11 protein-coding genes are annotated in these 15,333 nt (G+C 50.2%); 4 read left to right on the forward strand and 7 right to left on the reverse strand.

Annotated features, from left to right (window positions below):
• Window positions 1-66: 66 nt before the first annotated feature.
• From ACX1DY_RS22380 to ACX1DY_RS22395, 4 genes are all read left to right on the forward strand, one after another.
• Window positions 67-2,532 (forward strand): GH39 family glycosyl hydrolase, encoded by a 2,466-nt coding sequence (locus ACX1DY_RS22380; RefSeq protein ID WP_458966407.1) that lies wholly within the window; start codon window positions 67-69, stop codon window positions 2,530-2,532.
• Window positions 2,533-2,754: 222 nt separating this feature from the next.
• Complete coding sequence (locus ACX1DY_RS22385) at window positions 2,755-4,800, forward strand: beta-glucosidase family protein (protein ID WP_458966408.1); 2,046 nt, start codon at window positions 2,755-2,757, stop codon at window positions 4,798-4,800.
• Window positions 4,801-4,836: 36 nt separating this feature from the next.
• Window positions 4,837-6,195: a glycoside-pentoside-hexuronide (GPH):cation symporter gene (locus ACX1DY_RS22390; protein WP_458966409.1), complete on the forward strand. Its 1,359-nt coding sequence runs from the start codon at window positions 4,837-4,839 to the stop codon at window positions 6,193-6,195.
• Between the two features lie 209 nt (window positions 6,196-6,404).
• Window positions 6,405-6,974: a glutathione peroxidase gene (locus ACX1DY_RS22395; protein ID WP_458966410.1), complete on the forward strand. Its 570-nt coding sequence runs from the start codon at window positions 6,405-6,407 to the stop codon at window positions 6,972-6,974.
• A 39-nt stretch (window positions 6,975-7,013) separates the two neighbouring features.
• Here ACX1DY_RS22395 and ACX1DY_RS22400 read toward each other — a convergent pair whose 3' ends face one another.
• From ACX1DY_RS22400 to ACX1DY_RS22430, 7 genes are all read right to left on the reverse strand, one after another.
• Window positions 7,014-7,994 carry an alpha/beta fold hydrolase gene (locus ACX1DY_RS22400; protein WP_458966411.1) on the reverse strand — a complete coding sequence of 327 codons (981 nt, stop codon included), beginning with the start codon at window positions 7,992-7,994 and terminating at the stop codon, window positions 7,014-7,016.
• Window positions 7,995-8,117: 123 nt separating this feature from the next.
• Window positions 8,118-9,017 carry a DNA-3-methyladenine glycosylase family protein gene (locus tag ACX1DY_RS22405; RefSeq protein ID WP_458966412.1) on the reverse strand — a complete coding sequence of 300 codons (900 nt, stop codon included), beginning with the start codon at window positions 9,015-9,017 and terminating at the stop codon, window positions 8,118-8,120.
• Entirely contained in the window at window positions 8,998-9,552 is a 555-nt protein-coding gene (locus ACX1DY_RS22410; protein ID WP_458966413.1) for a methylated-DNA--[protein]-cysteine S-methyltransferase, read from the reverse strand. The genes ACX1DY_RS22405 and ACX1DY_RS22410 overlap by 20 nt, the downstream gene beginning before the upstream one ends.
• Complete coding sequence (locus ACX1DY_RS22415) at window positions 9,545-10,120, reverse strand: bifunctional transcriptional activator/DNA repair enzyme AdaA (protein ID WP_458966414.1); 576 nt, start codon at window positions 10,118-10,120, stop codon at window positions 9,545-9,547. The genes ACX1DY_RS22410 and ACX1DY_RS22415 overlap by 8 nt, the downstream gene beginning before the upstream one ends.
• 361 nt (window positions 10,121-10,481) lie before the next feature.
• The gene (gene kdgT, locus ACX1DY_RS22420; protein WP_458966415.1) at window positions 10,482-11,486 is read right to left on the reverse strand and encodes a 2-keto-3-deoxygluconate transporter; all 1,005 of its coding nucleotides are present in this window, start codon (window positions 11,484-11,486) and stop codon (window positions 10,482-10,484) included.
• 168 nt (window positions 11,487-11,654) lie between these two features.
• Window positions 11,655-12,668, reverse strand: a complete 1,014-nt coding sequence (locus ACX1DY_RS22425) for a Bug family tripartite tricarboxylate transporter substrate binding protein (protein WP_458966416.1) — start codon at window positions 12,666-12,668, stop codon at window positions 11,655-11,657.
• A gap of 173 nt (window positions 12,669-12,841) precedes the next feature.
• A complete protein-coding gene (locus ACX1DY_RS22430) occupies window positions 12,842-15,160 on the reverse strand; it encodes a helix-turn-helix domain-containing protein (RefSeq protein ID WP_458966417.1) in 2,319 nt (772 codons plus the stop codon).
• Window positions 15,161-15,333: the final 173 nt, after the last annotated feature.

A 15,333-nucleotide genomic window follows, 5' to 3' on the forward strand; every position in this document is an offset into this window, starting at 1 on the left:
TGGGAATGATCCGCTATGTTAACTGCATCCCGGTTGGTTATAATGAGTTATTAAGGGGGTGTTGATTTGAACTATTCTCTGACTCACATTCCGTATCTACCGGGGTGTCCGGCATATTTCGCCTTCGATGAAGACCATGCCGGGCAATTCCATCAACACTCGGGCCTGGAGCTGATCTGGCTCACTGCAGGAAGGCTAAAGGTGACGATCAAGCGGCAGGATTACGATCTGAACGATAACGATCTTCTGCTCATTAATCATTTGGAGTCCCATCGCGTTATTCCGCAGGTGCCGGACACGCATTTTATCCAGGTCCATCTGGACAGCCTGTTCCTCTCCAAATACAATCCCGACTTTTACGATCTGTACTTTGATGTGAGGTCTTTCAGAAACAGTGAAGATAATCAGAAGGCCTATGATATTATTCGTATTTTGCTTAGCCAGTTATTCAACTCTATATATCATACAGACCGCCAAGGACATCAGGAGGATCTCCGTCTCTTAGGTTATCTGACCTCTCGTTTTACCCGGCCAGCGCACCGGATGGACCCGGACACTCCGTCTTCTTCACAGGATGTCAGCATTGTCCGGCAAATTTTGAACCGGGTTGAACGGGATTTCAAAGGAAAAATAACCCTGAATCAAATCGCCCGGGAGCAGCATTACAATTCCTCGTATTTGTCCGACATTTTCCGGAAAAATATTGGTATCACGTTCAAAGCGTACCTGGAGCAGATACGAATCAAATATTCTTTATATTTGCTGCAATCCCAGAATGCTTCGATCATGGACATCGCCCTGTCCTCCGGCTTTAGCGATGAGAAGAGCTATTACAAGGCGATCAAGCGTGAGTTTGACGCAACGCCGCTACAGTTAAAGAGACGTTGGCAGGAATCAAGTGCTCCCGGAAGCACTCCTTACACGGGGGCTGCACACGAGGCCAAAATTCACGATTATGCTTCGCAGTTGATTGAATCCGGCATGCTAGAAAAAAATACGCTGCAGGTTTCCATAGTCAAGGATATCCAGTCCGGGGGATATAAGCTGAAGCCGGTCTGGAGCAAGATGATGAACATCGGCTCAGCCAATACATTGCTGAATCAAAACATGCGCGATCAGATTAAGGAGATGAAGGAAGACATTCCGGTCGAATATATCCGGTTTGAGGGGATTTTCAATCAGGAAATGGATATCATCCAGAAGGATCATGACAGATTAAAATTCAACTGGAAATTCGTTAATCATATCCTCGACTATTTACAAGATATTGAGGTCAAGCCCTTTATTTGTCTGAGCTATATGCCGCTCGCCTTTGCCAGCAAAAGCACCAGCTTCTTCAACTATCAGGGCAATACCTCACCCCCGAAGGAAATGAGCCAGTGGCTGGCGCTGGTGCAATCCTTTATTACGAATTGCATTAACCGGTATGGATTGGACAGCGTATCCACATGGTATGTCCAGATATGGACGGAGTTTCCGGTATATGATATCCACTGGAGCGGCACGCTGGAGCAGTATTTTGATTTGTACAGACAGACGGCGCTGCTGATTAAGGGGATTTCTCCCTCGATCAAGGTGGGGCCTGCGGCTGAGAACTTCCATACAAATGATCAGCCCTCGGAGCGGCTGCTGGAATATTGCCAAGATCATGCGGTGCCGATTGATTTTTATAGCTGCAATATTTACCATAACCAGATCGATTTTATCGAATGGGGGGAGCGTTCTTCCGCAGAGCCGGTAGACATTCAATCTATTCCCTTTCAATACGAGTCCAAAAATCACACCAAGCATGTGCTGGTCAGGACACACCGGATGCTGAGAACGCACTATCCGGAAGACGTTGAATTTATCGTCACTCGCTGGAACCTTAGCTGGGATGTCACCAATTCACTTCACGACACGGCATTTATGGCGACATTTATTATCGATAATATGCTTGACGAATCGGCGGCGAGTGCTGGGGCGATCGGCTTTCTGTCAGCCTCGGACATTCTCTATGAATGGGATATCAAGAATGCACCCTTTTACGGAGGAACGGGTCTGGTCAATACGGAGGGCATCAAGAAATCAGCCTATTATGCTTTCGTATTTTTGTCCAAGCTGGGTAGTCTGGTAACCGCCAAGGGAAAAAATTACATTATAACGCGGCAAGGGGATAACATTCAGATTCTGGTGTATAACCACACTTATCTTAACCAGTTATATGTGAGAGGCGAGCAGGAAGAGCAGCAAATCTACCATAATTTTGAGGAATCCAGTGATTTATCGGTTGATATTCACCTACAAAACATTTATGGAACCTATAAATGCAAGCAATACAGCCTGAACCGAACCCATGGGTCGGCCTATGACGAATGGGTTCGGATGGGGGAATATGTTGATCTAAATGATGAAGAGACGGAATATCTCAATAACATTTCCAGGCCGATGCTGCGAATTAGGCAGGTTGCCCTGAAAGGTGATTTTCAGTTTTCCCTGCATGTCCCGGTTCATGGCATCGAATGCCTGACCTTGAATAAGCTGTACAACTGAGCCAAGAAATCCCCTGTTTTTTTATGGGTGATTTCTTGGCTTTTTTTCTGATATTCGGTTCAAATCAATTAAGAGTGCGCTTTCTTCCCTATGCTTCACCAAAGAAACAGGAAGGAATTACGATTCGAATTGGACTACACTTTAAGCAATGATATTTATAAAATCTCAAATTTGAAAGCGGTTTTATAAATACTGCAAATTCATGACGGGAGGAAAATCACCATGAAAGCAAATAAACAGTTTCGTTTATCCTACACTGCAAAAGCAAAAGAAGTTGTAAAGCAAATGAGTTTGGAAGAAAAAGTATATCTCATGAGCGGCCAGGTATCCATGGAAGAAATGCTGGAGGACTTTAAAGTCAGACATTACAACTGGAGACCTTATCCGGCAGGCGGCAATGAGCGACTAGGTGTGCCGGAATTGAAGTTCGTGGACGGACCACGCGGGGTGGTATCCGGCAACAGCACCTGTTTTCCGGTGGCTATGGCTAGAGGAGCCTCCTTTGAGCCGGGTCTGGAGGAACGCATCGGACATGCTATAGGCAAGGAGGTGCATGCGCAAGGCGGCAACTTTTTTGGAGGCGTTTGCATTAATCTCCCGTATAATCCCGGTTGGGGAAGAAGCCAGGAGGTGTATGGCGAAGAATCGTTCCATCTCGGTGTGATGGGCTCGTCCCTGGTCAAAGGCGTACAGGAAGAAAATGTAATCGCTTGCGTGAAGCATTATGCGTTCAACAGCATGGAGTGGGCACGCTTCAAGGTGAGTGTTCTGGCCGATAAACGTACGGAGCGCGAGGTTTTCCTGCCGCACTTCAAGGATTGCATCGATGCGGGCGCGGGCAGTGTGATGAGTGCGTACAATTTGTACCACGGTCTTCATTGCGGACATCATGACTATTTGCTGAATCAAGTATTGAAGGGTGAATGGGATTTCGACGGCTTTGTTGTCAGTGATTTTGCCTGGGGCGTGAAGGATACGGTAGAGGCTGCCAATGGCGGTATGGATGTTGAAATGTGCCATACCAAGTTTTTTGGTGACAAGCTGGTGGAAGCCGTCAGAAATGGTCAGGTTAGTGAAGAAAAGATCAATGCCGCGGCAATCCGGATCGTACGTACGATGCTTGCGTTTACGGAAGCAGATCAAGGCGCTGTATACAGCAAGGACCTGATCACATCGCCTGAGCATATCGCTTTGGCGCTGGAAGCTGCCGAGAAGTCCATGACTCTGATGCAAAATGATGGGCAAGTGTTGCCGTTCTCCAAGACCGCAACAAAGCGCGTAGCTGTCATTGGAGAGCTTGGCAACATCGGCAATATCGGCGACCATGGCTCAAGCCGCGTGTTCCCTCCTTATGTTGTAACTGCACTGGAAGGAATTCAGCGCTTGCTGCCTGGTGCCGAAGTGGTCTTCAATAACGGCGATGATCTGGAGCAGGCGAAGCAGTTGGCGAAGACTTCGGATGCAGTTGTGTTCGTCGTAGGCTACGACCACGATGATGAAGGGGAATCCGTTACGAACGAAGATGCGGATCTCAAAGCGGGCGGGGACCGCAAGATCAGCCTTGGCTTGCATGCGAAGGATGTTGCATTGATTAATGCGGTTGGACCGCTGAATAAACAGTCCGCTGTCGTGCTAATTGGTGGCAACATGATCATGATCGAGGAATGGAAGTCATCTGTATCTGCCATTATGATGGCGTATTATCCAGGCATGGAAGGCGGCACAGCGATCGCAAAAACCTTGTTCGGTGATGTGAATCCGGGCGGTAAACTGCCTTTTGTCGTACCAACGAGTGAAAGTCATCTCCCTCAGGTGGATTGGGATGCGAGCGAAATAAAATATGAATACTACCATGGATACACCAAGCTGGACAAGGAAGGAATCAAGCCATCCTTGGCATACGGCTTCGGGTTGTCCTATACCAGCTTTGCCATCTCCAATGCAGACTTTGCCGGCGTTGATGATCAAATTGTCGCCAAATGCGAGGTGAAGAACACAGGACGTGTAACCGGAGATGAAGTGCTGCAGCTCTATGTCGGCTTCCGCAATTCCAAGGTGGATCGTCCGGTGAAGGTGCTGCGCGGCTTTAAGCGGATGACGCTGAAGCCGGGACAATCAACGAAAGTGGAAATCGCTTGTCCGATTGAAAAAATCAAATGGTTCAACCCAGCCACAAATCAGTGGGAGCTTGAGCATATGGACTATGAGGTATACATCGGCAACAGCAGTGCTGAGAAGGATTTGATTCAAGGAAGTATTCGCTTATAAGGCTTATACAAAACGCTCACATCTGGAGGATGCACAATGGCAAAAAGAGAAGAATCAAATCATAAGTTATCCTTACTGGAAAAGGTAAGCTACGGTCTGGGAGATACGGCCTCGAACTTGATCTATGCGGTGGTTACGACGTATCTGACGTACTATTTTACCGATATATATGGAATTGGAGCTGCGGCTGTAGGTACACTCTTGCTGGTAGCACGCCTTGTTGATATGATCGACAGCCCCATTTTCGGTATTCTTATAGACAAGACACATACCCGTTGGGGGAAATCACGTCCGTGGATTCTGTGGTCCTGCTTCCCCTTTGCCATCGTAACAACATTGCTGTTTATGGGCCCTGAGCTAAGTGCTTCCGGCAAGCTGGCCTATGCCTATATTTTCTATATCGCATCTAATATTCTGTACACGGCGGTGAACAACCCGTTGACCACGCTGCTTCCTAGCCTGTCCAGTGACATCCAGGAAAGAACCGTAGCTAACAGCTTCCGGATGTTTGGCGGACAATTTGGCGGCTTGATTGTGAACTTGGCCTTATTGCCACTTGTGGCATTCTTCGGAAATGGCGATCAGCAGAAGGGCTTCTTTCATACGATGATTCTGTTCGGCATTTTGGGGCTGGTCATGTTCCTGATTACGTTCTTTAACACCAGAGAGCGTGTACAGGATAAATCGGGCGGTAAATCTTTGCCAGTTAAGGAGAGCATTAAAGCGATCAAGGGCAATTTGCCCTGGTTCGCCGGGGTGCTGGTAGGCGTGGTGTTCTTCATCCTGTATGTGATTAAGCTGTCTTCCGGTATTTATTATATTACTTACAACCTGAATCAGCCGGATATGGTAACTACAGTAAATACGCTGGGATCGCTAACCCTGGTAGGAATTATTTTTGTGCCTTTTCTGTCTAAAAAGTTCAGTAAGAAAACCTTGATGATCATCGGTATGACCGTCTGCATGCTGGGTCAATTCATTATTTATCTGGGCGAACAGAGCACCTTCATGCTGCTAACGGGTACGGTCATTGGTGCGATTGGCTTGGGGCTGCCTGTGGGCCTGCTGTTTGCCTTGATTGCGGACACTGTCGACTATGGTGAATGGAAATCGGGTGTTCGCGCCCAGGGCTTGCTGGCTTCAACCGCATCCGGGATTGCCATTAAATTAGGCTCAGGCCTCGGTGGTGCTATTCCGGCCTGGCTCCTGGCTGCCGGGGGCTATGTTGCGAACCAGACGCAGACTTCCTCCGCACTTCGCATGATCGAAATCAGCTTTATCTGGCTTCCGATCGCACTGTGCTTGTTATCCATTCTCATTCTGGCATTCATGTACAAATGGGAGAAGCCGCATCATGAGATTATAGCGGAGCTGGAATTAAGAAGAGCACAATAGGGGAGGTTCAGACAAAGTACATTAAACGCTTCAAGCAACAACGCCTACAACGCGCGGTTCACTACTGCTCGCTGTAGGCGTTGTTTATTACTGTAGCAAGCCCTTTTTCCGATATAGTCCTTACCTATGAGTTTTATTTCATTTATATATTAGACCAATAAACCTTCTGGCTATAATATGTATTTAAACTAGCCTGAGGAGGAAATGTGATGTCAATTTATGATTTTGAAGTAAGGACAATTAACGGTAACCCTATTGAATTATCGGCGTACCACGGAAAAGTCCTCCTGATTGTCAACACTGCCAGCAGATGCAGCTATTCCCGTCAGTTCGCCGGGCTTCAAAAGCTTTACGAAAGTTACTATGAGCAGGGATTCGAAATACTCGCTTTTCCCTGCGACCAGTTCAACGAAAAAGAGCCGGGAAGCAGCCGCGAGGTGCAGGAATTTTGTGAGGCCAACTTTGGAGTTACATTTCCGTTGTTTGAAAAAATAGAGGTGAGAGGTCCATCTGCTCATCCTTTATTTCAATATCTGACCCGGCAAGCCCCCTTTCAGGGTTATGATACTCAGACCTCAAGTGGTCAATGGATGCAGGACTTTTTACAGGAAAAGCACCCGGAGATATACGCCGGAGACGGAATCAAGTGGAATTTCACCAAATTTCTAATTGATCGCAGCGGCCAGGTGAAGGCCAGATTCGAAACACCGACGGAACCGTCTGACATCGGACCGATGCTCGAAGAATTGATTAGTTGCCCGGATGACAAGCTTGGATGATGGGTTTTGGCGGCATTACAGCGACAAAAATTGAAGAGGTTACCTGGCCAGGGAGGCACTTAAAAATGCATTCACATCCTCGGCTATTTTCTTATAGTGCGTCCAATGCAGATAATGATGCCCTTTTAATGTGATGAGCTGATGGGTGTGTACATTCTTGAACTGCTCCTGATAGAAGGTAATATTGGATCTGCCGTCTTCACTTACCTTGTCCGTCTCAGTCGTAAAAATCATCACAGGCAGATTGGACGGAAAGGTCAGCTCCTTCGTTGTGTTGATGTTATGCCCCAGTTCCCTGGTTTCATTTACTACGTTTTTATTGTACGCTTTCCAGGCTGTAATCATTTTGGTCAACTTTATATTCTCGTCAGAATACGTGCCTTCAGCCGCTTCCGGTAAGACATCTGACGGAGCTATAAAGGTTGCAAGTCTCGCCAGACCACTGGGTGCAAGCAAGCTCATATATGTGGGCATCTGAGGTACAGCTTCATTGAAATACTCCACAGCCTGCGGCAGGGTGATGTCAATTCCGGCAATCGCTTGGATTTCATCGGGGTACTTATTGGCGTAATACATACTGTAGATGCCGGATACTGAGTGCGGCAAAAGCGTGTATGGGCCTTGGATGTTCGCTTGCTGCAATGCGCTGCGCAGCTCCTCGACTATGTTCTCCACAGTTCGTTTTTCATTGGTCAGATCACTCCAGCCATATCCGAAGGGCTCTACAACTACCACTTTATTTTGTTTGGCCAGCTCGCTTAGCAAAGGTTCAAAATCCAGCACAGGCGCGGCTGTCCCCAGTCCGGGTACCATTACAAGGGTGTTGCCCTTTGTTCCCTTCGTGTACACATGCATTTTCTTTCCCTTCACTTCAACATACTGGCCCCATGCCGGATATTGCTTATGCTCATACATTGTCATTACACCATTACCCGACACGATTATAAGCAGGATTGCACCTAAAAACAGTATGATGTTCCTGATTACTCTCAGGAATTTGAACTTTCTCTTCGGTTTCATTGAACTCATTGCCCCTTAAACAAGATTGGTGAATGAAGATGATTCATCTCATACACTTCTCATTCATTGTAGGGGCCTCAGGTTAAAATCCGGAGCGGCGGCTGTTTAAATTTTGTTTAAAACTTAATACAGCGCCCGCCACAAATAAAAGGTGGCATAGGCCTCCCAGCCGCGCCAGGGCTCCGACAGCTGCAAAAGCTCTGCCGGGGTTGGCTTTCTGTCCATGCCGGCCAGGAATTTGACCGCATTCTGCAGCCCGACATCCCCCACCGGGTATGCTGTGGTATCGTTCAGACAGCGCATCCGAACGTACTGCGAGGTCCACGGACCGACACCGCGGATCTGCAGCAGCCGCTGCTCGGCCGCTTCCGGTGATGGCATCGCCAGCAGATCCTCGCGGCTTAAGCCGCCGCTTGCGATCAGCGCAGCCACTTCCAGCACAGTCCGCGCTTTACTGCGGGTTAGCTGCAGGGCGCACAGCTCCTCAAGCTCCACCTCCGCGAATACCTCCGGTGCCGGAAATTCGTAGTAGGTCTGCCCTTCCCACTCCAGCGATTTCCCAAATGCCGCGGTCAGTTGGTGCTTCAGCCTGTAGGCAAAAGCCAAATTGACCTGCTGACCCAGAATGGCCCAGCATAACGCTTCGAACAAATCCGGAATGCCGACGATTCGCAGGCCCCTATGCTGCACGGCCAAGGGCTGCAGCAGCGGGTCGGCCTCCGCCACCCGGTAGAACGGCGCAAGGTCACGCTCCAGATCGAACCATTCCATAATATAGCGGGCCAGCCACTCCTGTGCTGCTGGCCCCGGAGTGGTTCCATGCAGCAGTGTTACCCGCAGTTTGCTCCCTTCCGGGACCGTCAGCCGGATAAGGACCGGCAGGTTGTCCAGGTTGAAATACCGGGTCACTCCCTCCCGGTCCGTCCGGTACAGACATTCAAGCGGCGAGCGGTTCAAGTATTCCAGACACACGTCAAAGTCGAAAAATTCCGGCAGCGGCAGCTCAAAAAGCAAATCGTTCATGTCCTGCCGCCCCCACATGCGTAATGCCTTCCAGTGTTAGCAGCTCCTGCTTCAGCTTAAGCCCGCCCCGGTAGCCGGTCAATGTGCCGTTCGCTCCGATGACCCGGTGGCAGGGTAGAATAACCGGCAGCGGATTACGCCCGTTAGCCGTTCCTACCGCGCGCATCGCCTGCGGTCTGCCGATTCTGCCGGCAAGCTCCTGGTAGGTAATCACCTCACCATGCGGAATAGAAGCCAGTCCCTTCCAGACCGCTTGCTGAAACGGAGTTCCCCAGATATCCAGAGGAATGCCCTCGAAGCTGACCGGAATCCCCGCGAAGTAACGCTCCAGCTCCGAGATAATACCAAGCTGCGCGAACACCGCCTGATCTTCCTGATAACGGTACAGCGGAGCGTAGGTTTTCAGCCATGCTCCCTCAGGGAGCTTCTCTTCTCTCCCAAAAGACAGGCGGATTAAGCCCTTGTCACTGGCCCAGAGGGTCCAGTCTCTATTCCCCAAATTCAGGGCATGACGATAAATCGTGATTTCACTCATTAGAAATCCCTCCTTGGATTTGGCTGCGGTACTCAGTTGGCGAAAGGCCGATCTTCCGCGTGAACCATGCGGCAAAATGGGATGGCCCGCGAAAGCTTACCGCTTGGCCCACCTCGGCAACCGCAAGCTCCGTGTCCGCCAGCAGCGCGCAGGCCTTCTCAACACGCAGTTGATCCAACATTTCGGCAGGCGAGCGGCCCGTGACCCGCTTATAGGTCCGCTGCAGATGGAACGGACTGACCCTTAGCAGTTCAGCCAGTGACTGCAGCGTCATCTTTTGCCCAAACCGATCTGCCATTAGCTCATCCGCCTGGGCTGCCAGCACCGCATCCGGCCGCAGCACACCGCCTTCCTCGGGCTTGCATCTTTTGCAGGGCCGGAATCCTGCGGCTACCGCCTTCTCCAGCGAATCATAGAACACAACATTGCCCGCCTTCGGCGTTCGCGCCCGGCAGGAAGGGCGGCATACAATATGTGTTGTCAGCACCGCTGTATAATATACGCCGTCATAGGTCGGCTCGCGCCGCAAAACGGAGTCATAGATACGCTCGAATAATGTCTGGTCCACAGTCAATCACCTCATACCGCCAGTATAAACGATTCGGTTCGCCTTATGCAGCCCTGTAAAATAGGAGAGCAAGATTACGACAGTGCCGGTCTTCCTATATCAACCTAGCAAGAAAAAAGACCCTCCAGACAAAGCCATCTCGGCGTTTGGAGGGTCAAAGTATTAGCAAGGACAAGTATATGAACTGTATATTTCTATATCAGTTGAACTAAAGAAAACATAAATAGGGCAGAAGTGACGGAGGGGAAGTTTGGATACTTACGGAGCGGTAGCGTCCGGAAGTCCAAACATTCCCCGCAGTTACGACCAGGCCCAAATATGCAGACCTAAAGTTAACTTGTATAGTTGTTATGCGAATATATTATATCGCAGCCTTCTGATCCGCAAGCTCCGCAGAGCCGTCCTCCACCGGCGGGTTTTTCTTCTTCATGTAATCGGAATAGTAGGCCGTAATGATCGGCACGAGAATAGAGGTCACAATTACAGATGCAGCTACCAGTGCGGTTGCAGACTGTGCAGCAGGAAGGAATTCCGGCTTCATGTTGGCTACCAGCATCGGGTTGGCTACAGCGGCTCCGGCAGTACTGGAAGCGGCAAGCCCGGCAGTCCCGTCGCCACGGCCAATGTACTTGTCGGCCAGAATCAGCGGCACGCCTGTAACAACGATTACAACGATTCCGAGAAGTATGCCAAGCAGGCCTGTATCGACGATTACACCAAGGTCAATCGAGCTTCCCAGTGCAAAACCGAAGAATGGAATCAGCGTCTGAGTCGCTTTGCCGAAATAGGTGCGAAGCTCATGGTCCAGGTTACCCAGCAGGAAGCCGATCAGGAATGGAAGCACAGCGCCGACAAACAGATGCGGTTCGAACACGGCTGCCCCGGTGCTGCCGAGGATCAGCATGGTTACTAGCGGGCCGGACTCCAGCGACATCAATACGAATGCGCCGGACTCTTCTTTGGTGCCGTATTGCTGCATAATAGAAGCGTACAAGCCGCCGTTCGTCATATCCATTGCTGAGATGATTGCCAGCACGGACAATCCGGCGAAAAATCCACCTTTTACACCGCCCTCTGGAAGGAATTGAATCGCAATCATAGCCACGACCCAGGCGACGGCGATTTTGGTCAATACCAGTGTGCCGGATTTGCGCAGTACTGTTCCGGTTGCTCTAACGTCAATGGCTGCGCCCATACAGAAGAACCAGACCGCCAGAATCGGTACAGTGCCTGTCATCAGGCCTTTGGTGAAGCCGCCGAAATATTCGCCTGCATCCGGGAAAGCCGTGTGAATAATGGCTCCAAGGAACAAAGGCACCAGCATCATGCCGCCGGGAATCTTGTCTAATGTCTGTTTGATTTTCATGTGATTGATCATACCCTTCTTCATTTTATCTTTTAAAATTTTTCATAAATTGATTATTTCTCCTCAAAAGGGCGCAGCAAATCAGCCCCGCGAATCTAACCCCTCACCACTATTGGCAGTTCTGTGAGCGGTTTGCTCTGAGGAAATTTGCTTGACTACGCTTTCATGTTACTTGCGGCTCAATCCGAGCTCCGGGATCATTTTGGCGAATAGATCGTCGCTTTCTTTCAATTGTCTGGAAAAGGTCTTACCATCGGTGACCAACAGTCCAAGCCCGTTGTTTTTCATATACTCCCGAAATGCCCTGTCTTCAGTCCCTTTGATAAAAGCTCCAGCGAGCACTTCCGCAATCGCGTCCGGTGTATCCTTAGGTACGGCAAGTCCTCTCCATGTACTGGTGAAATTCACGTGTATTCCGGTTTGCTCCTCCAGAGTCGGAACGCCCGGCAGCGCTTCAGAGCGCTTGTCGGCATTAACCGCCAGTGTCCGCAGCTTTCCTTCATCCACATACTTTTTCACTTCGGCAGGACTTACTGGCACCGCATCCACAAAACCGTCCATCAAGGCGGAGACGGCGGGTCCTGCACCTTCAAAGGGAATATGCGCGAACTTCACACCTGTTTCCCGTTCGAGTGTTACGGCAGCCAAGTGCCAAATGCTTCCCGTTCCTGCGTTTCCCATTTTCACTTCACCTGGATGCGCTTTCGCAAAGTCGAGAAATTCATTTACGGTTTGCCACGGCGCTCCCTGCCTAACGGTAATGGCGGAAGGATCAAAATTCGTTTGAGCGATGGGTTTGAACTTCTCATAGGTAATCGGCAGCAACCCCAGATGCGGGAGGATGGTCAGCTCGGCCGGGAGAAAAATTACTGTATACCCGTCCCCCTTAGCATTCGCGCCCTCCATGAGTCCGACGGAACCTCCGCCGCCTGTCCGGTTGACGACGATAATCGGCTGTCCCAGCACCTTCTCTGTTGCTTTGGCGAGCGCTCTCGCGGTTGTATCAGTTCCCCCGCCTGCCGCATACGGCACAAGCAATGTGATCGGCTTTTTGGGGAAATCAGCGCTTTCATTCCTGCTGCTGCGATCGCCGGTCATGCGGCCTCCAATCAGAATGAGGATCGCCACAGCCAGCAGCGATGCCGCTCCGATTGCTATTTTTGTTCTCCGTTTCAAAAGCATCCCTCTTCTCTTAAATAACGATGACTGGGCCCAGGCCGAATACTGAATTCCGCCGTCCGCCCGCTGCTTCACCCCCGGATTCCTTAAGCATCAGCCATGAGATTTCATAGCTGTGAAAGATTTCTCAAGTAGAACTTTATCGCATTCGGGGGGCTGCATACAATCATATAATCTTATTCTGAATCGTCAGAAACGCCGGAATGGCGCGGTTTTGGCCGATCTGCATACTCGCTGGAATATTTGCTGCTCTCCCGGAACTTGCCCGGTGTCGTCGATTTGATTTTGCGGAAGGCCCGGATGAAGCTGTTCTCATTCTGATAGCCCACTTGAAGGGCAATATCGGCAATTCTCAGGCTGCTGTCCTGCAGAAGCTCACAGGCTTTATCAATTCTCAGATTGGTCAGGTAGTCGTATACGGTGGTTCCGGTCTCTTCTTTGAAAAGGGTGCTTACCGAGGATACCCCCAGATTGACATGGGAAGCGATATCCTGAAGGCCGATATTCTCCTGCAAGTGGCTCTCCATATAACGGATCAGATTCTGCACCAGCAGATATTCTTTGGACTGCCTGTGGGCACCTAGCTCGTTTGCCATATGAACCACAATGCTGCACAGCATCTCTTCTATCTCGTTAAAATCCATTGTCGTAACCTGATGCCACGTATAATCCGCAAGCTCGGCAGGAAGCGGGTAGCCTCCGGCTGCGGCAACATTCATAATTTCCTCCAGCAAGTCATTGATAGCGCGGAAAACCTTTTGCGGCTGGAGGCCTTTTTTGCGGGTCTCGGCTGAGCCTCTGCGCACCCACTGGAGTCCGGTCTCGCCATCCGAGGACTTCAGCGCATGCAGCACCTCCAGCCGCCAGGCATCATCCGCCGCTCCGCCGCCTTCCGTATATTTGCTTTTCACTTCCGCGTAGTCATGAACCTGGCAATAGCCCTCATACAAGCGGCAGGACAAGGCCTGCACGGCTTCATTATAGGAACGGGCCACCTGCGTGATGCCGGAAGCCTCGCTGCCGATCCCGATGGACACGGATAATTTCAATACTTCCTGCAGGATGCCCACCAATTTGCCGGCTTCCTCCCGAAGCTCGCGTTCGTCCTTATCCTTGGCCTGCAGCAGCACGGCGAGACTATCCTTATGCGGGGCAGTGGTTACAGCTCGCCAGGATGGCTCGAAAACTTCCAGCACAATATTGTTCATCGCATATTTGAGCAGCATCTGGTCCTCTTCCACATAAGCTGCTGCCCACTGGGAATGGCGGTCGATGGATATAATCAGCAGCTCGAAGGGGCCTTCCTGCCAATCCGTAAAGTAATGCTCCCATTTGGTCCGCATTTCCTGCGTGCCCATACTCCGGCTAATCAGATCGTTCACATACTTGGAGCGCAGTTCAGGCAGACTCCACTCCGCGACCAGCGACTTGCTCTGAAAATCGCCGACCAGCTTCCCGATCACCGGCTCCAGATCATACAGGTTGCCATGAACGGCTGACGCCTCATCCGGGGCCAGCAGCTTGTTGATCCGTTTCAAGGGCCGGAAGGCCGCGAAATTGTAATAATAAATGGCCGAGCAGCCCACTGCTATGGAAATCAGTGACAGCATGATCATCATATTGCGCGCGGTTGTCACATTTTTGAGTAACTGCTCCATCGGAACCAGCGAAACCAGCCGCCAGCCCGTAACATTGGAAAAAGCCTGATTCGCCATATACGCCTTGCCCTCAATCTTCACATGCGCAAAAGGGCTTACATCAATGTCCTTCAGCATCTCATTCATTTCTGCAAGCGGAAACGGCAGGTTCAGCTTCGGATAGATCAGCTCGCCTTCCAGATTGTACACAAATTGATAGCTTGATAAATGGCTGTACATTTTGGAGAACAGCATATCGTAATCGAGATCAATCAGCACGGCTCCCGTAACCTCGCCACCGCGGACAATCGGGCGTGCGAGCGAGAGCAGCTCTGTCCCGCTGAGCTGGGGATCGGTGCCGGTGTAGACTCTGCGCTTGATCAGCAGCGGCTTGTCCTTAATTTCTTCAATCCATGCGGTCCAGGCATGCTCCGGCGCTTCCTCCCAGGAGGCCTTGTAGCCGTAGCCGCTCGACAGTACGGAATGATCCTTGAATTTGATGACGCTGATGGCATGAATGTCCGGCTCGGTAGCGAGCGTTTTCAGATAGTCCTGCGGCTCGGCGGCAATACCCGCATTATCCCTAGATGCTCCGTCGATATATTTCAGAACAGCCGGGTGAAAAGACAAATCCACCGCCTTATTGTCCGACTCCCGGAATGCCCGGTTCATAACATCCAGATTGATCTGCAGCAGCTCGATATTCGGTGTGTTCAGCTCGGTATCCAGCGCATCCCGGTACTCCCTGTAGGAGAACAGGCCAATCAATATAATCAGCAGCGATACACTGACGGTCAGCATCAGGATCAGCCGGTTTTGTTTATTGTTAAGCAAATATTTCAACTTGAATCGCAGCATTGGCGTTGCTTCATCCTTCCATGGTGCTCTCGCTTTTTAGTGCCTGAACGGATACTAGAGTAGCATGATTCATTTATACTTCAATATGGGGCATATCATACCCTTTAAGATTTTAAAGATTTACAGTCAGGAACATGTTAAATGATATAATGAAGGGAACAGGTTCAAATGCT

The organism is Paenibacillus sp. BAC0078 (assembly GCF_054483875.1).

Coding starts and splice junctions, on each gene's coding strand:
- ACX1DY_RS22385 (WP_458966408.1), top strand. CDS start 2,755: ATGAAAGCAAATAAACAGTTTCGTTTATCCTACACTGCAAAAGCAAAA.
- ACX1DY_RS22390 (WP_458966409.1), top strand. CDS start 4,837: ATGGCAAAAAGAGAAGAATCAAATCATAAGTTATCCTTACTGGAAAAG.
- ACX1DY_RS22395 (WP_458966410.1), top strand. CDS start 6,405: ATGTCAATTTATGATTTTGAAGTAAGGACAATTAACGGTAACCCTATT.
- ACX1DY_RS22400 (WP_458966411.1), bottom strand. CDS start 7,994: ATGAAACCGAAGAGAAAGTTCAAATTCCTGAGAGTAATCAGGAACATC.
- ACX1DY_RS22405 (WP_458966412.1), bottom strand. CDS start 9,017: ATGAACGATTTGCTTTTTGAGCTGCCGCTGCCGGAATTTTTCGACTTT.
- ACX1DY_RS22410 (WP_458966413.1), bottom strand. CDS start 9,552: ATGAGTGAAATCACGATTTATCGTCATGCCCTGAATTTGGGGAATAGA.
- kdgT (WP_458966415.1), bottom strand. CDS start 11,486: ATGAAAATCAAACAGACATTAGACAAGATTCCCGGCGGCATGATGCTG.
- ACX1DY_RS22425 (WP_458966416.1), bottom strand. CDS start 12,668: ATGCTTTTGAAACGGAGAACAAAAATAGCAATCGGAGCGGCATCGCTG.
- ACX1DY_RS22430 (WP_458966417.1), bottom strand. CDS start 15,160: ATGCTGCGATTCAAGTTGAAATATTTGCTTAACAATAAACAAAACCGG.